We start from the raw sequence: 23,179 nt of genomic DNA, 5'->3' as shown, positions 1-23,179 counted from the left end.
GAGACGTGCACCAGTCCGCGTACGAACAGATGGAACTCTGCGTGCAGCAGTACATGCCCGCGGGGAAGCGCCACCGGGTGGTCGACCTCGGGGCCCGGGTCTCCGACGGGCAGACCCGCACCCACAAGACCCTGCTCGAAGGGCGCGACACGGAGTACGTGGGCGTCGACGTGCTCGACGGGCGCAACGTCGACGCGGTGATGACGAAGCCGTACCGCATCCCCCTGAAGTCGCGCAGCGCCGACTTCGTCATCTCCGGGCAGGCGTTCGAGCACATCCCCTTCTTCTGGGCGACGATGCTGGAGATCGCCCGCGTGCTGAAGCCGGAGGGCATCGCCTTCGTGACGGCGCCCTCGCGCGGCCACGTGCACGACGCGCAGGACTGCTGGCGCTACTACCCCGACGGGTTCCGCGCCCTGGCCGCCTACACCCGGCTCGAACTCCGCGAGGCCTACACGGATTTCCCGCCCATGCAGGGCATCCGCCACGCCTACGGAAGCATCGACGCCAAGCACGCCTACTGGGGTGACTCCGTCGGCGTGTTCCAGCGCCCCAAGAACTACCCGGCCCTCACCATGGCGTTCGTGCGCGGCACGACCAACTGGTGGGCGAACAGGATCGGCGGTGTCGACGGAGTCCCGCTGCCCAAGCCGGTCGCGGGCCGCGCCGACTGCGGCAGGCCGAAGGTGGTGGCGCCGCGCGAGACCGACGAGCAGCCGGTTTCGGCGACAAGTGATGTCAAATGACTTCATGTTGACGAAATCTGGCATCCCGGGCGTTTCGCGCGTACTGTCCGCTCCCATGGCATGGCGACGCGCTGTGAACGGCGCACTGAAGCAACTGACCGGATATCAGCTGACACGCAGGCCGGTGCCGGCCCAGCGAGCGGCGGCCGCCCCCGCGCCGAAGCCCGCCCCGGCACCGAAGCCGAAGCCGAAGGCCCTGAACCTTCCCGCCGACTACGACGAAGAGGCGAAGGAGATCATCCGTGCGGTGAAGCCGTACACGATGACCTCTCCCGAACGGCTGAACGCCTTCATCCTGGCGACCCGGCACGTCGTGCGGCACGACATCCCCGGCGGCATCGTCGAGTGCGGTGTGTGGCGCGGAGGTTCGATGCAGGCCTGCGCCAAGGCGCTGCTCGCGACCGGTGACACCGAGCGCGACCTGTACCTCTTCGACACCTACGAGGGCATGACCCCGCCCACCGAGGAGGACCTGCGCCTCGACGGCAAGTCCGCCGAGGAGCTGCTCAAGCTGCAGGGCAAGGACCGCCCGATCTGGGCGGTCGCCTCCCTGGACGACGTCAGGTCCGGCTTCGAGAAGGTGCCGTACCCCAAGGAGCGCGTGCACTTCGTCAAGGGAATGGTCGAGGAGACCGTCCCGCGCGAGGCACCCGAGCAGATCTCCATCCTGCGCCTGGACACCGACTGGTACGCCTCCACGAAGCACGAACTGGAGCACCTGTACTCACGGTTGGTGAGCGGCGGCGTCCTGCTCATCGACGACTACGGCTACTGGCAGGGCTCACGCCAGGCGGTCGACGAGTTCATGGACAAGACCGGCGAGCGCCTGCTGCTCCTGCGCATGGACGAAGGACGCATCGCCGTGAAGCCCTGACCCGGGCGGCGGCACGTGAGCGGGCCCCGTGCCCGGTGGCCTCGGCCACCGGGTGCCGGGCCCTCTCGCGAGATCACTCGAATGGCTTCGTGCGGGTGACCCGGAAGGGCGGTGGTGGTTATCCGAGTGGCCCTCGGCAGGACGCGCGGCCGTGCCCGTCAGCTCTCCGGAAGGAATGTGCGCAGCGCATGACACCCCGACTCGCCGTCGTCGTCCCCGTCTACAACGTCGAGGAGTTTCTCGCCCCTTGCCTGCGGTCACTGGCCGAGCAGACCATGCCGGACATCGAGGTCGTCATGGTCAACGACGGGTCGACCGACGGGAGCCCGCGCATCGCCCGCGAGTTCGCCGCCGCTGACGCCAGATTCCGTCTCGTCGAGCAGGAGAACGCGGGGCTCGGGGCGGCCCGCAACACGGGGGCGCGCGAGGCACGGGGCACGTATCTGACGTTCGTCGACAGCGACGACGTCGTCCCACGGGACGCCTACGAGCGGATGCTGGCGGCACTGGAGACGTCGGGCTCCGACTTCGCCACCGGCAACGTGCACCGGCTGCGCTCCGGCGACCGGAGCGAGCAGTCGCCGATGTTCCGCAAGATGATGGCGAGCACCCGCGTCGGCACGCACGTCACCCGCGACTGGGACCTGCTCGGCGACCGCATCGCCTGCAACAAGGTCTTCCGCAGGGACTTCTGGGACCGCCACGCCCTCACCTTCCCGGAGGGCGTCCTCTTCGAGGACACCCCGGTGACGGTCCCCGCCCACTTCCTCGCCGCATCCGTCGACGTACTGAAGGAGCCCGTCTACCTCTGGCGCGACCGCGACGGCTCCATCACCACCCGCCGCGCCAAGCCCCGCGCCGTCCGCGACCGCACCGCCGCCGTCCTCGCGGCCAGTGGCTTCCTCGCGTCGAAGGCCGCCGGGGCGGCGGGCACACCGCAGGGCGAGCTCTTCGCGGAGGCCAAGCGGCGCTACGACACGACGGTGCTGTCCGGGGACCTGTGGCTGTTCATGGAGGCTCTGCCGCACGGCGGCTCCACGTACCACGACGTCTTCATGGAGCAGGCCAACGCCTTCGCCGACACCGTCGACCCCGCGGTCCTGGCCGCGCTGCCACTCGCCCTGCGCGTGCGCTGGCAGCTCATCCGCGGGCGCCGCGTCACCGACCTGCTCGCCTTCATGGCGTACGAGAGGGCCAACCCCGGCGCCTTCAAGGTCCGCGGCCTGCGCGGGCGCCGGGCCGAGTATCCCGGAATCAGGGGGCTGCCGCGCGAGACCGTCGCCCTGAAGCGCTCCGATCTGCCACTCTCCGCGCAGCTCACGCACATCGCCTGGGACGAACAGGGCAGGCTGCGGCTCAAGGGCTACGCCTACATCCCCAACCTGCCCGCGGGACGGGTCGGAGCGCGCGCCAGGGTCGCCTGGCTGCGGGCCGGGCGGCGGCGCGTCCTGCCGCTGAAGCTGCGCACGGTGCGGGCGCGCGAGGCGACGTACCGCTCCAAGCAGGGCCTGCACAGCTACGACCGGTCGGGGTTCGAGACGGTCATCGACCCCCGCAGGACCGTCACCAAGCGGCGCAGCACCACCTGGAAGCTGGAGATGGGCGTGGTCAGCGCGCTCCTGCCACGCACCGGTCCGGTCAGGACGAGCAGCCCGCCGCGGCTTCCCGTGCGGTACCTGGAGGAGTTCCTGCGGGTCGCCGTCACCCTCAGCAAGGGGCGGCTGAGGCTGCGCACGGAGCGGGTGGCCGCACGGCTCGTCACACACGAGGGCTGCGGCGGCACCGTCCGGCTGCACGGGCGGCTCGCGCCGGGGGAGTCGCGGGGCGTCGAAGCGCTGCGGGTGGAGAACTGGGCCACCAAGGAGACGCGTGACGTCCCCGCCCTGGTGAACGGCCGCGACTTCAGCGCCGACGTGCCGCTCGGCCTCTTCCACGCCGGTGAGGACGAGCACACCGGCGAGCCGCGCAAGGCCGACCCGTGGGGCGTCTCGGTGGTCCGCGAGGGCGGCGACCGCACACCGCTCGCCGCCTGCCCCGACGTGCCGGCCGGGCGCTACGCACTCCTCCCGGGGCGCGAACTCCTCGTCCTCGCCAACGCGTCGGGGAACCTGGAGCTGCGCGACCAGACCGAGCGGCCGCTCGCCGACACCGTGACCTGGGGCGAGGAGCTGATCGTCGAGGGCAGTCACCCCGATGCACAGACCCGCGCCGCGGAGCTGGTCCTCGTGCACGGCGGCCACGGCGACGAGGCCGTGTTGCCGGTGCGGATCGAGGGCGGGCGGTTCACCGCGGCGCTACGGCCCGAGGCCGTGCCGGGGCCCGGAGGAACCCTGCCGCTCGCCGAAGGGCGCTGGAACCTCTTCCTGCGCGCGCCGGGCGCGAGCGACCCCGAGCAGTACACCGCCGTGTGCGTGGCCCCGGGCAAGGGCCGCGAACTGCCCCTCACTCGCACCAGATCCGGCCGCGAGATCAGCCTGAAGCGCCACGCCCACGACGGCCTCCACCTGCGCTCGGGCTCCGCGCTGCCCGTGGCCGACCGGGGCGGCCCGCGCCAACGCAAGCTGCGCGAGGAGTACGCGGCCCGGCGCGGCGGACCGCTGCGCGACGCCGTCCTTTACTGCAGCTTCGACGGACGCCAGTACTCCGACTCGCCCCGCGCCGTGCACGAGGAACTGGTCGCACGGGGCGCTGAGTTGGAGCATCTGTGGGTGGTCCGCGACCAGCAGGTGGCGCTGCCCGGCAGCGCCACACCGCTCGTCCTGTGGAGCGCCGCGTGGCATGAGGCCCTCGCCCGCTGCCGCTACATCGTCACCAACACCCAGCTGCCCGAATGGTTCGAGCGCGCCGAAGGTCAGTACGTCGTGCAGACCTGGCACGGCACCCCGCTCAAGCGCATCGGCCGCGACGTTGCGGGCCACGCCTCCGCCGACCGCGCCTACATGGCGACGCTGCCGGGACGCGCCGACCAGTGGAGCCTGCTGGTCTCCCCCAACCGCTTCTCGACGCCCCTCCTGCGCGGCGCCTTCGGCTACACCGGCGAGGTCCTCGAACGCGGCTATCCGCGCAACGACCTGCTGCACGCCGCCGACCGCGCCAAGGTCGCGGCCTCCGTACGCGAACGGCTCGGCATCCCCGACGACAGACGCGTCGTCCTGTACGCGCCGACCTGGCGCGAGAACCAGCCCAAGCAGGCCGGACGCTACGCACTCGACCTCCAGCTTGATCTCGAAGCCGCCGAGCGTGCCCTCGGCGACGACACGGTGCTCCTGGTCCGCAGGCACTACCTCGTCGGCGGCACCGTCCCCGGCTCGGACTTCGTCCGTGATGTCACGCGCCACCCCGACGTCAGCGGACTGCTCCTGATCAGCGACGTCCTGGTGACGGACTACTCGTCCCTGATGTTCGACTTCGCGCAGACCGGGCGCCCGATGCTCTTCCACACCCACGACCTCGACCACTACCGCGACACCCTGCGCGGCTTCTACTTCGACTTCGAGGCGCAGGCGCCGGGCCCGCTGCTCGCCACGAGCGACGAGGTGATCGCCGCGCTGCGCGACCCGCGGGCGGCCACCGCCGCGTACGCCGACAAGTACGACAGGTTCCGCGAGGTCTTCTGCGACCTGGACGACGGGAACGCGGCGGCGGGAGTGGCGGACGCCCTGCTCGAAGGAGGCCGCGCATGAGCACGCCCGACCTGCACGACGTCAGCTGCGTCGTGGTCGCCGGCATGGATGCCGATGCGCTGCGGCAGTCGGTGGGGTCCGTGCTCGACCAGACGATGGGCAACGTCGAGGCGGTCCTCGTCGACCCCGGCGCGGACGGCCCCGCCCGGGACGCGGCACGCGAACTCGCCGCCGACCAGCCGCACCGGGTACGCCTGGTGAGTGCCGACGGTGAGCTGCCGGTGGCCGCCGCGCGGAATCTCGGGCTCGACGCGGCACGCGGGCGGTACGTCATCGTGCTCGGCGACGGCGAACTCCTGGAACGGCACGCCTGCCGCAACCTCTTCGACGCCGCGCGCTCCACCGGGGCCGACCTGGTGGCGGGACGCTGGACGCGGCTCACGGGCAGCGGCAAGAAGGAGCGCGGGCCGGACTGGCAGGCACACCTGCACGCCAGGACACGCAAGGTCGAGAACCTCTCCGACGCCCCCGAACTCGTCGCCAGGGACTCGCTGATCACCGGATTCTGCGTCCGCCGTGCCGCCCTCGACCGGCTGCGGCTCCGGTACGCGCCGGACCTCGACCACAGCGAGGTCCTCTTCGGCGTCGAGGCCGCCCTCGGGGCCCGCGCCCTCACCCTCGTCCCGAACCTGATCACCACCCACCGCGCACTGCCCGCCCCCGCCCGCGAGACCCCGGCGCTCGCCGTCGCGAGCGCCCGCGTCGCCGGACTCCTGGTGAGCCTGGGCCGCCTCGACCTGGCCGACCGGCGCGAACGGTCGTTCCTCGTCGACCATGTGCTGCCCTGCGCCCGTACGTTCCCCCAGCTCACCGCCGATGAGCGGCGCCGGGCCACCGACGGGGCCGCCCCGCACCTCCAAGGCCGCGTGGACCTGCGCGCCCTGGACGCCCTCGCCCCCGTGGAGCGGGTGTGCGTGCGGCTGCTCGCGGACGGCGACACGGACGGCGTCCTCGCGGCGGCGTACGCGCTCGCCCGGCCCGGCACCGTCGTCTCGGAGCTGACCGAGCGGGAGGGCAAGGTCTACTGGCGCGCGGACGGGCTCGACGACCCCCGCGTACGTGAGGTGCTCGACGTCACCGAACTCGGCCACCAGCACCAGGGGTTGGGTGATGCGCGCCTCCTGAACCGCCTCACCAGGTGTGACGTCGAGGCGGGCAAGGCGGTCCTCGAAGGGCGGGTCGTGCTGCCCGGCGCTCTGGTGCCCGACCGGCCGCCGCTCACCGCCCGCCTCGACGTACGGGCCCAGGGCACGGGACGGCGTGGCTTCCGCGTACCCGTGGACGAGGTGCACTACGACGGCGGCGCGGTCCTCTGGCGGGCCACCGTGGTCCTCACCGCCCGGCTGCGGGACCTCGGCGTCGGCGACCGCACCTGGGAACCACGGCTCCGACTCGCGGCCGGCGGGCAGGACATGACCACCGAACTCGTCGCCGACCTGGAGACCGTGGGGCAGAGCCAAGGCATCACCGTCACCGGGGCAAACAAGGTCGAGCTGCGCCTCATGCCCCGCCACCGTGCCGCCCGCACACTGCGCGCGGCACTGCACTACGCCACCCACTTCCGGCCCGCGCGCAAACTCAGGCTGCGGCTGCGCGCCCTGCGCAAGCGGTGGGACGGGCTCCACGGCAAGGGGGTCAAGCTGCGCGTCTACCGCCGAGTGCTGCTGCGCCTCCCCGTCAGCAAGGGCTCGGTCGTCTTCGAGAGCCACATGGGCAGGTGCTACGGCGACAGCCCGCGCGCGATCCACCAGGAGATCGTCGACCGGGGGCTGCGCCTGCGCTGCACCTGGGCGTACGCCACCTCGGCCGACGGCTACCCCGACTCCGCCCGCCTGGTGCGCCGTTGGTCCTGGCGGTATCTGTGGGCCCTGGCCCGCGCCGAGTTCTGGATCGACAACCAGGGCTTCCCGCACGCCCTGGACAAGCCGCGCCACACCACGTACCTGCAGACCTGGCACGGCTCCGCGTACAAGCGCATGGGCTTCGACGAGGCACGCCTGAAGACGCAGAACGCCCCGCAGCGTGCACGTCTGCGCCAGGCCGTGGACCGCTTCGACCACTTCCTGGTGCGCTCCGAACACGACGTGCGCACCCTTGCCCGCGCCTACGGCATCCCCGAGGACCGGCTGCTGCGCTGCGGCTATCCGCGCAACGACCGCCTGGTCGCCGCGCGGGCCCGCGACGAGGCGTCGGGCCGCTTCCCCCGGCCGTCCGTGGCCGGTGACCTGGGCATCCCCGACCACAAGACGGTGGTCCTGTACGCGCCGACGTTCCGCGGGCTGCCCAAGAACAACAAGCCGGTCCAACTTCCGCTCGACGTACGCAGGTTCGCCGCCCGCTTCGGCGACACCCATGTCCTCCTGGTGCGCGCCCACTACTCGGAGGCGGCCGATCTGCCCCTCTGCCCGCCGGGCACCGTCATCGACGTCTCGGCGCACCACGACGTGAGCGAGCTGCTCTGCCTCGCCGACGTCCTGGTGACCGACTACTCGTCGATCATGTTCGACTTCGCGCTCCTCGACCGGCCGCTGGTGCACTTCGCGCCGGACCTCGACGCGTACGCGGCCGAGCGCGGCAGCTACTTCGCGCTGCGGGACGACGCGGGCGGGCCCGTCGTGGAGACGCAGGACGAACTGCTGCGCGTGCTCGCCACGCTGAAGCAGGCCGACGCCGCGTGGGCCGGGCCCCGGCGGGCGTTCGCCGCGCGGTTCGGCGCCTACGACCGGGGACGGGCCGCGGCCGACGTGGTGGACGCGCTCTTCGGGATGCGGTCCGGGGAACAGGCAGGCGAACAGGCAGGGGACACGGAGCAGAGGGGCGGGGCATGACCACGACGATCGCGACCAAGAGGATCGTCGCCCCGACGAAGAGCCGCGATCTCTTCCTCGTGGCGAACACCGTCGACGAACTCGGCGGCGTCACCGCCTGGGCCCACCAGATGGCAAGGCTCTTCCAGGGCAACGGCCACCGGGTGCACGTCATCGGCGTCCACGAGGCCGAGCTGAAACTGGCGCTCCCGGACGACCGCGGCTACCCCGTGACCAGCCTCTACGACGAGCATCCCGCGAGCCCGCGCCCGGTGCGCGGCCTCGGCCGCCTCAACGTGGTGGCGCGCCGTCGCGAGGCGGCCCGGGTCGCCGCCAAGCGCCGCACCGTCGAGCGGCTCTCCGAGCTCTTCCGTGCCGCGCGCCCCGGAGCGGTCGCCATCGTCACGCAGGTCTGGCCGATGGAGTGGATCAGGGAGGCGGACACCGCGGGCCTGCGCATCATCGGCATGAGCCACGAGTCGTACGCCTACACCCGCGCCTGCCACCGCTACCGCGCGGTCAAGCGCAGCTATCCCTCGGTGGACCGCTGGCTCGCGCTCACCCAGGAGGACGCCGACGACTGGATCGCCGACGGCATGCACAACGTCGGCGCGATGCCCAACGCCCTGGCCCACCTCCCCGAAGTGCCCTCACGGCGCGAGGCCAAGGTGGTCTGCAGCATCGGCAGGCTCGCCGACCAGAAGGGCGTCGACATGCTCGTCGACACCTGGGCGCTCGTCGCCCCGCAGCGCCCCGACTGGACGCTGCGGATCTACGGCGCCGGAGCGGACGAGGCCGACCTCAGGCGCCAGTGCACGCGCCTGGGCCTGGACGGTTCGGTCCAGTGGCGGGGCCGTACCAGCGATGTGCCCGGCGTGCTCGCCGAGAGCTCCCTCTTCGTGCAGTCCTCCCGCGGCGAGGGTTTCCCGCTGGCCCTGATGGAGGCGATGGCCAGTGCGGTGCCGTGCGCGGCCTTCGACTGCGCGCCCGGCGTCCGCGAGATCGTGCGCCACGGAGAGGACGGCCTGCTTGCCCCCGCCGGTGACATCGAGGCCCTCGCCGACCGCCTCCTGCGCCTCACCGGCAACCCACGGCTGAGGGACGCGATGGGGGAGCGGGCCCGCAGGAACGTGCAGCGGTTCTCCGAGGCACGGGTGCTTGAGCGCTGGGAAGAGCTGTTCGAGCTTCTGGAGCGATGAGGGGCGGGGGCGCGGTGACCGCGCCCCCGCAGGGGCGCCCCCGGCGTCAAGAACGTTTCGAGCGGGTGAGCAGTGACGACAGCAAGCCCCGCGCTCGGCGGCCCGCCCCGGCGGAGGCCTTGTCCGGCAGCTGCGGGACGGCCTCGTCCGCGTGCCGTGACACCGGGTGCTCGGGCGACTGCGCCTTCTTGCCGCTGATCCGGATCATCGGGAAGCCCGCGACCTCCTCGGCGCCGTGCCACATGTCCTCCCGCCCCTTCAGGAACGCGGCGAGATCGGCGTGGACCGGGTCGTAACTCCCCCATGTGCCATAGAACTTGGTGGCCGTGATGCACAGCGGTTTGAGCCCCGAGCCCGCCACCGCGCCCCAGGTCGCCGCGGCCACGCCCGGACAGTGCTCGGCCCGGAAGTCGTCGAGCACGACGATCCCGTCCGGCTCGAGCACCTCCTTGGCGGCGGCGATGTCCGCGTGGACGTGCTCGTACAGATGCGAGGCGTCGATGTGCACGAAGCGGCAGCTGTCCGCCTTCACGTGCGCGGTGATGCCCGCCGACGGCTCCTGGACGATCCGCGGCAGGCCGTCGTGGAACGAGCCGTAGTTGGTCTCGAACGCGCGGCGCGTCAGCGTGGCGTACGAGCGGCCCATCTCGGCGGAGTTGGCCTCGTCGGGGGCGGGCGAGTCGAAGAGGTCGCAGACGGTGAAGGTCTCGTCGGCCCGCAGGTAGGCGCCCATGAAGATGGCGCTCTTGCCCAGATACGCGCCGAGCTCCAGCAGATCACCCCGCTGCTCGTGGTCGCGCCGGCGGCTCAGGATCCAGTCGAAGAGCACTTGGTCGACCGGGTGGAACCACCCCTTCACATCGGAGAGCCGGCGCGGTCGCGGCAGCCGGTCGGCGTGGGCGGAAGCGTGTCGCATGTCTGGTCCCGGGGATGGGGGAAGGAGGGCGGTGCGGGGGGTCAGAAGCGCGGAGTGGGCCGGGCGACGTCGGCCCGCGGCAGGGCCTCGTCGGCCACCCCGGCGGCCGGCGCAGGGTGCCGGTCCGCCAGTGGCGCCACAGACGGTAGACCCCCTGTCTCACCGAGCACCACATGCCTCACAACTCGTTCAGCGGCCCGACCGTCGTCGTACACGCAGAAGCGGTTTCGGAAGGCGGCGCGCAGTTGTGCCGAGCGTGAGCCGCGCCAGTGGCCGGTGGCGAAGATGTCGGTGAGTTCGTCCTCGCTGCGGGCGATGGCGCCGGGCGGGAACTCGCGCACGTCGAAGTAGGTGCCGCGGGCCGCTTCGTACGCCTCCCAGTCGGTGGCGTGCAGGACGACGGGGCGGTCGAGGTTGACGTAGTCGAACATCAGCGACGAGTAGTCCGTGACCAGGGCGTCGGACGCCAGGCAGAGCGATTCGACGCTGGGGTGGTCCGACACGTCGATCAGGCGGTCCGAGGAGGGTGCCAGGGGCTCCCCGTACGAGTGGTGGGCGCGGGTCAGGACGACGAAGCGGGGGCCGAGGCTTTGCAACAGCCGGTTCAGGTCGAGTGAGCGCACCTGCGAGTGGCGGTAGTCGCGCAGGGTCGGCGCGTAGAGGATCGCGACGGCGCCGTGCGGGATGCCGAGGGACTCGCGCAGGCGCGTCACGTCGGCGGAGCTCGCCCGCTGGTAGATGTCGTTGCGCGGATAGCCGTACTCGAGCGTGGTGAACGAGGCGGGGTAGACGCGCTCCCAGACCAGCGTGGAGTGGCGGTTCGACGACAGGACGTAATCCCATTTGTCGGCGTTGCGCAGGAGGGCGCCGAAGTCCATGTCACGGGCGGCGGCAGGCCGGTCCTGGAGGTCCAGGCCCATCAGCTTCAGGGGTGTGCCGTGCTGGGTCTGGATCATGATCTGGCCGGGGCGTTTGACGAGCCTGCGGTCGAAGTTGACGTTGTTCACGAGGTACTTGGAGCGCGCGAGGGCACTCCAGTACGCGGCTGTGCCGGGGCGCAGCCTGCGGGTGGCGGTCGGCAGGGTGTGGTGGTGGGCCGGGTCAGCGATCCACGCGGTGCGCACGTGCGGGGCGTGTTCGCGCAGCGCGGCCTCCAGGGCGCCGGGGTTGCAGCCGTAGCCGCGGCCCCAGTACGAGGAGAAGACCGCGCGGTCGGCGCGCAGCGGCAGGCGCAGCTGGACGCGGTAGTGCAGTTGCAGCACGGCGCCCTTGGCGCGGCGCCGGGTGGTCGCCACATACCGCTTGGCCCGCGACCTGACCCGCAGCGCCGTCCACAGGGTCCGGTAGGTGCGGTGCGTGCCCAGGCGCACCAGGCCGTGCCGCACCCGGGTGGTGGCGCGTGGGCGGGCGCCGGGGACGCGGTAGCGGCGGTAGTGGGTGCGGGCCCTGCGCAGGAACGCGGCGCGGCTGCCGCGCGGCAGGCGGTCGTGTTTGGTGAAGACCGTGGAGTAGTGGTCGATCATCCGCCGGAAGAGGACGGGCCGCCAGGCCGCGGAGAGCTCGGGGTGCTCGTCGAGGAACGCGAAGACCCGCTCGTACTGGTCGAAGATCTCGAAGTGCCTGCGCGTCGTGGTGCGCAGGATGCTGCCCCTGCGGCGCTGCGTGTAGTGCACGCAGACCCGGTCGAGGGTGGCGATCGTGTCCGCCTTCATCAGGACCGGATAGGTCCAGGGCGTGTCCTCGTAGAGTCCGGGCGGGAAGGCGAGGGCCTCGCGTTCGATGAACTCGCGGCGGTAGGCCTTGTTCCAGGCGACCATCAGGAGGCGCAGCAGGCCGGGCCGGTCGACCAGCCGGAACGGCGCCCGGCCATCCTCCTTGAGGAGGTGCGCGAACTGGTTGCGCACGGCCTCGCCCGACCAGAACACACGCGCGTAGTCGTAGAGCAGGACGTCGGGTTCGTCCGTCTCCTTGAGGCGGTCGGAGATCGCGTGCAGGGAGTCCGGGGTGAGGGTGTCGTCGCTGTCGAGGAAGATGAGGTAGTCGCCGCCGGCGCGCTCGATGCCGGCGTTGCGGGCCCGGCCGAGGCCGACGTTCTCCTTGAGGTGGACGGCTTTCACCCGGGTGTCGCGGGCCGCGCATTCGTCGATGAGGGTGCCGCACGCGTCGGGGGAGGCGTCGTCGACCACGATCAGCTCAAGATCCGTGAACGATTGCCCGAGTACGGACTCGAGGCATGCGTGCAGATAGGCCTGCACCTTGTACACGGGCACGATGACACTGAACCGGGGCAAGGCACATCCATGGGTCGACGCGGGCATACTGCCCGAAAACGCCCGGACGTCCGGTCGGGTTACGCCGTATATGGCATACGGGGGATGGACGCGAGTGAGGCGGACCCGTTGCCGGGCCCGCCTCACTCGTCGAACGCACGTGCCTGTGCCGCCGGTGGCCGGCTACTTCACCGCGCCCGCCATCACGCCGGACACGAACTGCCGCTGGAACGCGAAGAAGACGGCCAGCGGGATCACCATCGAGATGAACGCGCCCGGGGCCAGGATCTGCACGTTGTCGCCGAAGGACCGCACCTGTTGCTGGAGCGCGACCGTGATCGGCGGGCTCTTGGAGTCGGCGAAGATCAGCGCGATCAGCATGTCGTTCCAGACCCAGAGGAACTGGAAGATGCCGAGCGAGGCGATCGCCGGCGCGCCGAGCGGCATCACCACCCGGAAGAAGAGCCGCAGTTCACCGGCTCCGTCCAGGCGTGCGGCCTCCAGGAGTTCACGGGGGATCTCCGCGAAGAAGTTCCGCAGGAGGAAGATCGCGAACGGCAGGCCGAAGGCCACGTGGAAGATGACCACGCCGACCGTCGACTCGAAGATCCCGATCGCGCCGAAGATCTTCGACACCGGGAGCAGCGCCACCTGCACCGGCACCACGAGCAGCCCGACCACACCGAGGAACCACCAGTCGCGGCCCGGGAACTCCATCCACGCGAAGGCGTATCCGGCGAGGGACCCGATGATCACGACGAGCAGGGTCGCCGGAACGGTGATCATGATGCTGGACAGGATCGAGTCGGTGATCGTCTCGTCCTTGAGGAGCGTCGTGTAGTTGTCAAGGGTCATCTGCGACGGCGTGCTGAAGACCTTCCACCAGCCGCTCTCCGCCATGTCGGCCGACGTGCGCAGCGAACCGAGCAGCAGACCGATCGTCGGCACCAGCCAGAACAGCGCGACGACGACGAGGAAGACGCGTACGGCGGTGCCGCTGAGGACGGAGACGATCCGCCCGCCGAGCGACTCCTTCGTCTTCACCGCTTCGACTTGGGTGGTCATCGCCGAGCCTCCCGCCGAAGTCGCCGAACGTTAAAGAGCATCACCGGGATCACGAGGAGGAAGAGCAGCACGGCGATCGCGCTCGCCACGCCCGAATCCTCGTCGAGGAACGCGGAGTTGTAGAGCTGGAGCGCCAGGACGTTCGCGTCGTCCTTCGAGGAGTTCGGCGCGATGATGAAGATCAGGTCGAAGATCTTCAGTACGTTGATCATGAGCGTGACCGCCACCACCGCGAGCACCGGCGCGAGAATCGGCACGGTGATCCTGCGGAACACCTGCCACTCGTTGGCGCCGTCCACGCGGGCGGCCTCCAGGAGCTCCCGCGGCACACTGGCGAGACCGGCCGCGATCAGGACCATCGCGAAGCCCACCCAGATCCATAGGTACGAGCCGATGACCGCGGGCGTGATGAGGGAGGGGCCCAGCCAGTCCACGCCGTTGTACGGCTCGCGGAAGTTCGAGGCGGGGAAGCGGAGCTGGGCCCCGTCCGCCTCCTTGGGCAGCGCGAAGGTGCCGTCCGCCGCGGCCTCGGCGGAGGCCACCACCTTGCCGTCCTTGACGGCCTCGATCTTGATGCCGGGATAGCCGAACTCGGCCTTGTCCGGGGCGTTGATCTCGCCCCTGCCCTTGCCGCGCGTGAAGTCCTGCCAGGCCGTCCCGGTGACCTTGTCGGGGTCCGGCTTCGCGGCCGCGGCGGACTTGGCGTCACCCGGCATGTTGTCCGGCGCGACACCCGTCAGCGGGAGCACCACCGGAGTGCCCGCGCTGACCGGCTCACGCGTGATGAACGCGCCGCCGCTCGCCGATTTCAGCGGTGACCGCGAACTGGGATGTGCCTGCGGGAAGGCGGACGACTCGGCGAACGTGTCGTGCACCCCCACCATCACGGCGTTGGCCACACCCCGGTCCGGGTCCGACTCGTACACGAGCCGGAAGATGATGCCGGCCGCGAGCATCGAGATCGCCATCGGCATGAAGATGACCAGCTTGAACGCCGTTCCCCAGCGGATCCGCTCGGTGAGCACGGCGAAGATCAGGCCGAGCCCGGTCGCCAGGGTCGGGGCGACGACCACCCAGATCGCGTTGTTCTTGATCGCGGTCAGGATGGTGTCGTCCGTGAACAGCGTCTTGTAGTTGCCGAACGCCGTGAAGTCGCCCGACTTGTCGAAGAAGCTGCGGAAGACCGAGTACCCGATGGGGTAGAGGACGAGCGCGCCGAGCAGCACGAGCGCCGGTGCCAGGAACAGCACCGCCACACTCTTGCGCGTGCCCGTCACGCTCTTGCGCGGCTTGGGGGCCGGGGGCAGCGCCACACTCGGCGTGCCCCCGGCGTTCGCGGACGCCACCGCGTCAGTCCTTGTAGGCCGCGGCGGCGGCCGTCTCCAGCGCCTTCTGGGTGCCCGCGACGTCCTTCGGGTTCTTCAGGAAGTCCTGCAGCGCCTTCCACTCGCCCTTGCCGGGCGTACCGCCGAAGGCCTGCGGGGCCTGGTCGGACATGTCGTAGCGGATGTCGTCGCCCGCGGCGATCAGCGCCTTGGCGATGCCCCGCTGCACGTCGTTCGGGTACGCCGCCAGATCGAGCTTCTTGTTCGGCGAGACGAAGCCGCCCGCCTCCGCCCAGATCTTCGCGGAGTCCGGCGAGGCGAGGAAGGTCAGCAGCGCCTGGGCGCCCTTGCTGTCCTTCAGCGCCACGGCGGCGTCACCGCCGACGACCGCGGGGGACTCACCGTCGCCGACCGCCGGGAACGGGAACACCTTGGCGTCCGTGCCGACCTCGGCCTTCGTCTCCGAGATCGGCAGGGAGACCATGTCGCCCTCGAAGACCATGCCCGCCTTGGGCTGGTCGCCGCCGGTGAACGTCTGCTTCACGGAGGCGGGGAACTCGGTCTGCAGCGCGCCGTTCGCGCCGCCCGCGACGAAGCCCTTCTTGCCGAAGAGTTCACCGAGCGTGGTCAGCGCCTCCTTCACGGAGGGGTCCGTCCACTTGATCTCGTGCTCGGCGAGGTCGTCGTACTTCTCCGGACCCGCCTGCGAGAGATAGATGTTCTCGAACCAGTCGGTGAGCGTCCAGCCGTCGGCGCCCGCCACCGATATCGGCGGCACCCCGGAGTCGTACACGGTCTGGGCCGTCTTCATGAAGTCGTCCCAGGTCTTGGCTTCCTTGGCGCCGGCGTTGTCGAAGACCTCGGTGTTGTACCAGACCAAGGACTTGTTGGCGGCCTTGAAGTACACGCCGTACTGCTTGTCGTCGACGGCCCCGAGGTCCTGCCAGCCCTGGTCGTAGTTCTTGTCGAGCTGCTTCTGCGCCTCGGGCCCGACCGGCTTGGCCCACTTGTTCTCGACGGCCTGCTCGATCGCGCCGACCTGCGGAAGCATCGCGACATCCGGCGGCTGGCCGCCCGCGACCTTCGACTCCAGGAAGCTGATGATGGGGTCCTGCGCCGGTACGAAGGTGACCTCGGCCCCGGTCCGCTTCTCGAACTCGTCGAGAACCTTGAGGAAGACCTTCCGCTCGGAGCCGCCCCAGACGGCGGCCACGGAGACGGTCTGCCCGTCCAGCTTGGGCAGTTTCACCGCGGCGGCGCTCTCCTTGCCGCCACCCTTGTCGCCGCTGTCCCCGTCGTCGTCACCGTCGCCGCCACACGCGGTGACGGTGAGCGCGAGCGCGCCCGCGACGAAGGCCGCGGCGAATTTGGCGGTGGTACGCCGGTGGTGCGGTGCCCTGCGTGTTCGAAGACTGCTGCGCATCACTGCCCCGTTTCTCTGCCATGGCGAGTCCCGTGCGGCCTGTCTACGCCCGGGCGGGGAGGGGCGGCAAGAGCGCAAACAGTGTCAACCAGGTGATCGTGATGGCGTTGTGACGTGCCGTCATGAGGCCTGGTGCCCGGCGAAGTGCGGAGCCGGCGCAGAGGTGGTGCGCAACTAGAGGAGAGAAGGCACCTGATCCGCCGCGACGGAGCGGGCGGCCCGCTCCAGCGCGCTGGCCAGGAGCGCCAAGTCCGTTGGTCCGTTGCCCAGTTCACGCACCGGACGCCGGGCCGGGGGATCGCCCATCCGCTCCCACTCCAGCGGGACGACCGTGGGCCGCACCGTCGACGTACGAGGAATGCGTCCCGTGACCCGCCCCGCCTGGAAGGGGCTCACCCGGCCGTCGGCCGTACGCAGCTCGCCCCGGCCCGGGGCGGGCTCCTCCGGCCCCGGGGTGACGGCGTCAAGCACGATCCGCAGCGTCGCCCGCCGCCCCAGCTCCGTCTCCGGCATCCGCTCGCTGCGCGCGGTCGTGGCGACCAGATGCACCCCGAGCCGCTCCCCGTCCCGGGCCACGGCTTCGAGCGCCCGCACGACGGAGCCCGCGGCAGGCCGCCCCGGGGACCCGAGCGCGGGTGAGAGCAGCGCGTCGAAATCGTCGACGAGCACGACGAGCCGAGGCAGCGGCGGCCCCGGCTCGATCCCCTTGCGGGCGGCGACGGGCCGCAGCCGCATCGTGGAACTCGGCGGCGGGTCGAGATCAGCCGCACCACCCCCGCCGGCTTGAGGCGCGGGCGCCTGTGCATGCCACTCGGCGAACCCGAGCCGCCCCAGAAGCTCGGCCCGCCGCTTCAGCTCGGCGGTCAGCGACTGGGCGAACTCCCGCATCCTCACGGGGTCGTTGGCGGCGAGATGCGTCGTGACGTGCGGCAGATCCGTACAGACCGCGAGGCCTTCGACCAGCCGTACGTTCCCGCCGTTCGTGCCGCTGCCGCCGCTTCCCGTGGTGTCACGTCCGTCGATCAGGACCATGCCGAGACGGTCCGGGCGCTCGGCCGCGGCGAGCGAGGCGGCCACGGAACGCAGCAGTTCCGTACGCCCGCTGCCCGAAGGGCCCTCGGCCAGGACATGCGGTCCCTCGGTGGCGAGGTCCATGACCACGGGTCCGCGCGGGCCCGCGCCGAGCACCGCCCAGGCCCGGCCGCCCAGCGCCTCGGCGTCGTCGGCGGCAGCGGCCCACCGGGCCATCAGGGATGCGGGAGTGGCCCTGGCGAGACCCAACTCGTCCAGAAGACGCGCCATTTGGGGCAGGGGAGCGGACACGCGCGCGTGTCCGTCGCCGGGCGCCCCGTCCGTGCGGAAAGGCGCGAGGGCGCGGGCGAACCGCTCGGCCCAGGCCTGCGACACCGCGTCCACCGCGGCGACCGTGCCGTGCCCCGCGAGGCGGCCGTCCACGGTCCGCAGCAGCCGCAGCGCGGTCGCCACGTCACCGCTGAGCAGCGCCACGGCACCGCAGGCGCGAAAGGCGGGCGACACGGAGCACGCGGCCTCGTACGTGGCCGTCACCGGGGAGGCGGGCGACGCGGCGGGGGTCTCCGCCAGGCAGACGACATGGATGCCGGCGGCGGCCCCTTCCCGCGTCAGCCGCACCACGGCTTCACGCAGCCCTGCCGACCCGGGGTCGCCGTCCACCACGACGACGGTGCGGGGCCCCGCGTCCGGGGTGCTGTCGTCGTCGGCGGCGACGGCGGACGCCTGGTCCGCCACGTGGTCGTCCAGGCGCCGCAGCAGCTCTCCGGTGCGTGCGGACGCCTGCTCGCGGTCGTAGGCGAGAAGGAGGCGGCAGTCCTGGCCGTGCGTGGGCCGCAGATGGGGGAGCCAGCCGAGCCAGGACCACTCGGCGGTGCGCTCCGGTGCGGGCCGTGCCCGGTCCGTGCTGAGCAGCACGATCTCCAGGGCGTCGGGGGAGTGCAGCGCGGCGAGCTGGGCGACGACGGCACGCGTGAGGCCCGTGAGCCGCTCGCGCGGGCCCGCGAGGCCGAGCGCGCCCGCCTCCCGCAGGCTGACCGTCACGGGGACGGCGGGCAGCAGGCCACGCTCGTCGGGGGTCGCGCGGTCCACCGTGCCGAGCCGGACCGCGAGCGCCTCGGGGTGGCCGGGCCCGCGCTCCCAGAGCCGGGGGCCGGGGCCGAGCGCCGTGAGCAGCAGGGCCGCGGGGTCGGGCCAGGACTCCGGGGTCCGTGCGGCGGCGGCCACCGCCAGGTCCTCCGGGGTGGGGGCCGCCGGTTCGGAGAAGGTGGCGTCGCTCCCCGTCCCGTACACGTCGTCCTCGTGGCCCGCCGGGTCGTGTGCGTCGTCGCGGGCGCCCGTCAGTCGCCTGGCCCAGGCCGAGAGGCCGCCTCGCTTGCGGAGGGCGCGCGGCACGGGCGTCCCGCGCAAGGGGGTGCCGACCCGGGTGCTCTCGGCGTCCGGGGCGCCGCCCTGCTGCGGCACGAGCGGCGCATCGGTGAGGGGCGCCTGGCCGAAGGTGCCGTGGGTCCCGCCCCGGCCGTCCTGGTCGCCCTCGCCCGCGGCGCCCCAGCCCGCGGAGCCGTACGCGTGATGGGTGCCGTCCGAGGGCGTGCGGCCCGTCCCCGGGGGCGCGTTGAAGGGAGTCTCGGCGCTCGCGGTGACCCGCACGCGCACGTGTCCCTCGCCGTCCGGAGCCGTCGGCAGCGCGCCGCCCGTGCCGTCCCCGGCCGTGAACCGCAGCGCGGACTCGCCGAGCCGCAGCAGGGAACCGGGGGTCAGGCGCACCGGGCGGTCGGTGATCTCGTGGCCGTCCACCGTCGTGCCGTTCGTCGACCCCAGGTCCGTGACGGTGACCTGGCCGTCCGGAGTGAGCGTCACCGCGCAGTGCAGCCGCGAGACGTCCGGGTCGTCCAGCGGGACGTCCGCGTCCGCCGAGCGGCCGACGCGGATCTGGCCGCCGTGCAGGAGGTGCACGCCGCCCGCGTCGGGGCCCGCGACCACGTGCAACTGGGCGGCGGCTCCGGCGAGTTCGGGTCCGGGCTCCGCGGGGGAGCCGAGGGAGAGCACCGCCCCGTCTATCAGCGGAGGCTCCCCGAGGGTGCAGCGCTGGGCGTCCAGGCGCTCCGACTCCGCGTACAGGGCGACGGGGCCTTCGCCGCCCGCGACGACGGCGGCGAGACCGGAGGCGACGGTGGCCAGGGCGGTCCCCGCGGGAGCGGTGACCAGCACGTCACAGGCGCCGCGCGGCGCGGCGAGGCGTCCATGGGGCTCGGCGGTCTGGCCGCTGCGCGGCCCGAGGACGGTCAGCCGGATCTGCATCGCCGTCAGCGGTCCCTTCTGCCCTTGCCGCCGGGCACGGGGACTCGCGCTGTGATTCCCCCCACCGCACACGGCCACGTCGGCCAGTAACAGATAAGCATCCTCGCACCTGCCACTGACAACACGCCCGGCGGCCACCCGCAAGTGATCTTGATTGGTCGGCTCTGCTCGGAAAAGTGCCTGCTTGGACCGATGCGATCGCCGGTCATCCCTTCGTGACGAAGGTCAATTCGACGCCATCCGGCAACCAACGGCCCGCGAGGGGCGTCTTCCCACCGAACAGCCATCCGGATCACCCGGCGGCCGACGTGGAATGTGACCGGCCGGTGCCCCGTTCGGCGGCACTAGAGTGGGTCGGAACATCTTCCGGCGGGTAGCCGGGTCCGGACACACCAGCGAGATCAGCAGATCAGCAGGGAGCATGACGTGCGGCCGGTAGGCAGCAAGTACCTGCTCGAGGAGCCGCTCGGGCGCGGCGCCACGGGCACCGTCTGGCGAGCCCGCCAGCGTGAGACCGCGGGTGCCGAGGCGGCCGTACCCGGCCAGCCCGGCGAGACCGTCGCGATCAAGGTCCTCAAGGAGGAGCTCGCCAACGACGCGGACATCGTGATGCGGTTCCTCCGCGAGCGATCCGTCCTGCTCAGGCTCACGCACCCGAACATCGTGCGGACCCGTGACCTGGTCGTCGAGGGCGAGCTCCTGGCCCTCGTCATGGACCTGGTCGAGGGCCCCGACCTGCACCGCTACCTCCGTGAGAACGGCCCCCTCACACCGGTCGCGGCGGCCCTCATGACCGCCCAGATCGCCGACGCCCTCGCCGCGAGCCACGCGGACGGGGTCGTGCACCGGGACCTGAAGCCGGCGAACGTCCTGCTCAAGCAGGACGCCGACAGCGCAGGCGGTGCCATGCACCCGATGCTCACCGACTTCGGCATCGCCCGCCTCGCCGACTCCCCGGGCCTGACCCGCACCCACGAGTTCGTCGGCACGCCCGCGTACGTGGCGCCCGAGTCCGCCGAGGGCCGCCCGCAGACCAGCGCGGTCGACATCTACGGCGCGGGCATCCTCCTGTACGAGCTCGTCACCGGACGTCCGCCGTTCGGCGGCGGCTCGGCCCTGGAGGTCCTGCACCAGCACCTGAGCGCCGAACCGCGCCGCCCCTCCACGGTCCCGGACCCGCTGTGGACGGTCATAGAACGGTGCCTCAGCAAGAACCCCGACCACCGCCCCAGCGCCGAGAACCTCGCCCGCGGCCTGCGGGCCGTCGCGGACGGCGTGGGCGTGCACGCGTCCAGCGCGCAGATCGCCGCGGCCGAGGGCGTGGGTGCCCTCTTGATGCCCGATCCGGACCCCGCCATGGTGCCGGGGACGGCCGGAGCCGCCGATCCCACCCAGATGCTTCCGAACAACGCGGGCTCGTACGACCCGAACGCGGCGACGAGCGTCATGCAGAACACCGGCTCCGGGGACGCCGACCCCACGTCGGTGCTGCCCTCGGGCAGCCACGGCGCCGCCGACCCGACGGCCGTCATGCCGCCGGTGCCGCCGAACCAGCCGGGCGCCGACCCGAACGACCCGCACCCCTGGCAGAACCAGATGCGGGCCGCGCGCGACCGCAACGACCAGACGCAGGTCCAGTCGTACCTGGACCCCAGCCAGGACCCGCTGCGCCGCCGTCGCCCCCAGCGCCAGGTGCAGCAGCCGCAGCCCCAGCAGCAACCGCGCCCCCAGCAGTACGCGCCGCAGCAGCAGCGCGGGCAGCAGTACGCCCCGCAGCAGCAGCACCAGCCCCAGCAGCGTCAGCAGTACGCGCCGCCGCCGCAGCAGGCGCCGCCGCCCCAGCAGCCGCCCGCGGGACGCCCGCCGCGCGAGCCCAGGCAGCGGAGCTCGAACCCGAACCGGATGAAGATCCCGGGTCTCGGCTGCCTGAAGGGATGCCTCTTCACGCTCATCATTCTCTTCGTGGCGAGCTGGCTCGTCTGGGAGCTGAGCCCGCTCCAGGAGTGGATCGGCACGACGAAGGGCTACTGGGAGCAGCTGACGGACTGGTACGACACGGTCTCCGGCTGGATGGGGAAAGTGGGCGGCAACTAGCCGTCAGGCAGCCGCCCCGCGGTCAGTGATGGGCGAATCCCTCCCCGACTCTGGGGATTTGTCGACACCTGCGGGGTGATTTCTGCTCCTGGAGTGAAGGTTGGCGTCGAGGCCGCGTAGTTTTGTCGCCAACACGCATCCGTAGGAGCAGTCTTGGCACGCAAGATCGGCAGCCGGTACACCGCCCACCAGATCCTTGGTCGGGGCAGCGCCGGCACGGTGTGGCTGGGCGAAGGACCCGAGGGTCCCGTCGCCATCAAGCTGCTGCGCGAGGACCTGGCGTCCGACCAGGAGCTGGTCGGCCGCTTCGTCCAGGAACGCACGGCCCTGCTCAGCCTCGACCACGCGCGCGTGGTGGGCGTCCACGACCTGGTGGTCGACGGGAACGACCTCGCCCTCGTCATGGACCTCGTCCGGGGCACCGACCTGCGCACCCGCCTCGACCGTGAGCGCCGCCTCGCCCCCGAGGCGGCGGTGGCGATCGTGGCGGACGTCGCGGACGGCCTCGCCGCGGCGCACGCGGCGGGCATCGTCCACCGTGACGTGAAGCCGGAGAACGTCCTGCTCGACATGCAGGGTCCGCTGGGCCCCGGCGGCTCGCACCCCGCCCTGCTCACGGACTTCGGCATCGCCAAACTGATCGACTCCCCGCGCAGGACCCGCGCGACGAAGATCATCGGTACGCCGGACTACCTCGCCCCCGAGATCATCGAGGGCCTGCCCCCGCGCGCGGCGGTCGACATCTACGCCCTCGCGACGGTCCTGTACGAGCTCCTCGCCGGGTTCACGCCCTTCGGGGGCGGCCACCCCGGCGCGGTCCTGCGCCGCCACGTGACAGAAACGGTCGTTCCCCTCCCCGGCATCCCGGACGAGCTCTGGCAGCTGATGGTGCAGTGCCTGGCGAAGGCCCCGGCGTCCCGGCTGCGCGCGTCGGAGCTCGCGGCGCGGCTGCGGGAGCTGCAGTCCCTGGTGGCGGGGATGCCGCCGCTGGACGTGGACGAGCCGGACACGGAGCCGCTTCCGGAAGAGGCGGAGGAGGAGCCGGCACCGGAGCGGCCGTCCGCGGGCACGCCCCGGCGCGGAGCGGTCCCCCTCGTCCCCGGTTCGTCGCCCGACTCGAACCGTGACACCCACACCTCCATGCGCGTCCCGGGCCCGGACGAGCTCGCCGGGGGCGCCCGAGGCACCGCCCGCGCCCCCCGGGCGTCCGGCGCGGCCCGCCCCGGCTCGGCCCGCCACCGCTCGTCCGCCCGCCGCCGCAGGATCACGCTGGGCGTGGCGGGAGCGGTCCTGGTGGCAGCGGCAGGCATCGGCACCTGGGCGGCCACGAACGGCGACGACGCGGACGGCACCCCCCAGGACACAAAAAACTCGGCCCCTTCGGCACCCTGACCCGCCGCTCCGGCGGCTCCGGCCGAGCCGCAGGGCAGGCCCCGGGGCCAGGAGA

The 23,179-nt window shown here is 72.1% G+C and carries 13 protein-coding genes; 7 read left to right on the top strand and 6 right to left on the bottom strand.

The genetic code is table 11. From position 1 onward, the window contains the following. The first annotated feature begins 5 nt into the window (after nt 1–5). The 5 genes from AB0I66_RS32370 (at nt 6) to AB0I66_RS32350 (ending at nt 9,309) form a co-directional block, all read left to right on the top strand. Complete coding sequence (locus AB0I66_RS32370) at nt 6–746, top strand: methyltransferase domain-containing protein (protein WP_363211519.1); 741 nt, start codon at nt 6–8, stop codon at nt 744–746. Between the two features lie 55 nt (nt 747–801). Next, on the top strand, nt 802–1,620 hold the full coding sequence (locus AB0I66_RS32365; protein ID WP_363211518.1) for a TylF/MycF/NovP-related O-methyltransferase: 819 nt from the start codon (nt 802–804) through the stop codon (nt 1,618–1,620). A 188-nt stretch (nt 1,621–1,808) separates the two neighbouring features. Then, complete coding sequence (locus tag AB0I66_RS32360; protein ID WP_363211517.1) at nt 1,809–5,303, top strand: CDP-glycerol glycerophosphotransferase family protein; 3,495 nt, start codon at nt 1,809–1,811, stop codon at nt 5,301–5,303. Then, nucleotides 5,300–8,131 carry a CDP-glycerol glycerophosphotransferase family protein gene (locus AB0I66_RS32355; RefSeq protein ID WP_363211516.1) on the top strand — a complete coding sequence of 944 codons (2,832 nt, stop codon included), beginning with the start codon at nt 5,300–5,302 and terminating at the stop codon, nt 8,129–8,131. The genes AB0I66_RS32360 and AB0I66_RS32355 overlap by 4 nt, the downstream gene beginning before the upstream one ends. Beyond that, nucleotides 8,128–9,309, top strand: coding sequence for a glycosyltransferase (locus tag AB0I66_RS32350; RefSeq protein ID WP_363211515.1), 1,182 nt, complete (start codon nt 8,128–8,130; stop codon nt 9,307–9,309). The genes AB0I66_RS32355 and AB0I66_RS32350 overlap by 4 nt, the downstream gene beginning before the upstream one ends. A gap of 46 nt (nt 9,310–9,355) precedes the next feature. Here AB0I66_RS32350 and AB0I66_RS32345 read toward each other — a convergent pair whose 3' ends face one another. From AB0I66_RS32345 to AB0I66_RS32320, 6 genes are all read right to left on the bottom strand, one after another. Further along, a complete protein-coding gene (locus tag AB0I66_RS32345) occupies nt 9,356–10,225 on the bottom strand; it encodes a class I SAM-dependent methyltransferase (protein WP_363211514.1) in 870 nt (289 codons plus the stop codon). Between the two features lie 41 nt (nt 10,226–10,266). Then, nucleotides 10,267–12,516, bottom strand: coding sequence for a bifunctional glycosyltransferase family 2 protein/CDP-glycerol:glycerophosphate glycerophosphotransferase (locus AB0I66_RS32340; RefSeq protein ID WP_363211513.1), 2,250 nt, complete (start codon nt 12,514–12,516; stop codon nt 10,267–10,269). A 162-nt stretch (nt 12,517–12,678) separates the two neighbouring features. Further along, nucleotides 12,679–13,560, bottom strand: a complete 882-nt coding sequence (locus tag AB0I66_RS32335) for a carbohydrate ABC transporter permease (RefSeq protein ID WP_363211512.1) — start codon at nt 13,558–13,560, stop codon at nt 12,679–12,681. Then, nucleotides 13,557–14,837 carry a sugar ABC transporter permease gene (locus tag AB0I66_RS32330; RefSeq protein ID WP_363211574.1) on the bottom strand — a complete coding sequence of 427 codons (1,281 nt, stop codon included), beginning with the start codon at nt 14,835–14,837 and terminating at the stop codon, nt 13,557–13,559. The genes AB0I66_RS32335 and AB0I66_RS32330 overlap by 4 nt, the downstream gene beginning before the upstream one ends. 73 nt (nt 14,838–14,910) lie before the next feature. Continuing rightward, on the bottom strand, nt 14,911–16,308 hold the full coding sequence (locus tag AB0I66_RS32325; RefSeq protein WP_363211511.1) for an ABC transporter substrate-binding protein: 1,398 nt from the start codon (nt 16,306–16,308) through the stop codon (nt 14,911–14,913). A gap of 174 nt (nt 16,309–16,482) precedes the next feature. Continuing rightward, nucleotides 16,483–19,638, bottom strand: a complete 3,156-nt coding sequence (locus AB0I66_RS32320; RefSeq protein ID WP_363211510.1) for an FHA domain-containing protein — start codon at nt 19,636–19,638, stop codon at nt 16,483–16,485. Between the two features lie 426 nt (nt 19,639–20,064). Here AB0I66_RS32320 and AB0I66_RS32315 point away from each other — a divergent pair, with 426 nt between their 5' ends. Together AB0I66_RS32315 and AB0I66_RS32310 are read left to right on the top strand one after the other, a co-directional pair. Beyond that, nucleotides 20,065–21,732, top strand: a complete 1,668-nt coding sequence (locus AB0I66_RS32315) for a serine/threonine-protein kinase (RefSeq protein WP_363211509.1) — start codon at nt 20,065–20,067, stop codon at nt 21,730–21,732. A gap of 153 nt (nt 21,733–21,885) precedes the next feature. Continuing rightward, on the top strand, nt 21,886–23,124 hold the full coding sequence (locus AB0I66_RS32310; RefSeq protein ID WP_363211508.1) for a serine/threonine-protein kinase: 1,239 nt from the start codon (nt 21,886–21,888) through the stop codon (nt 23,122–23,124). Nucleotides 23,125–23,179 lie beyond the last annotated feature (55 nt).

It is taken from the genome of Streptomyces sp. NPDC050439, from assembly GCF_040655335.1.
Lineage (GTDB): Bacteria > Actinomycetota > Actinomycetes > Streptomycetales > Streptomycetaceae > Streptomyces.
The sequence above is the reverse complement of the archived record's forward strand: the minus strand, read 5'-3'. Positions and strand labels throughout refer to the sequence as shown.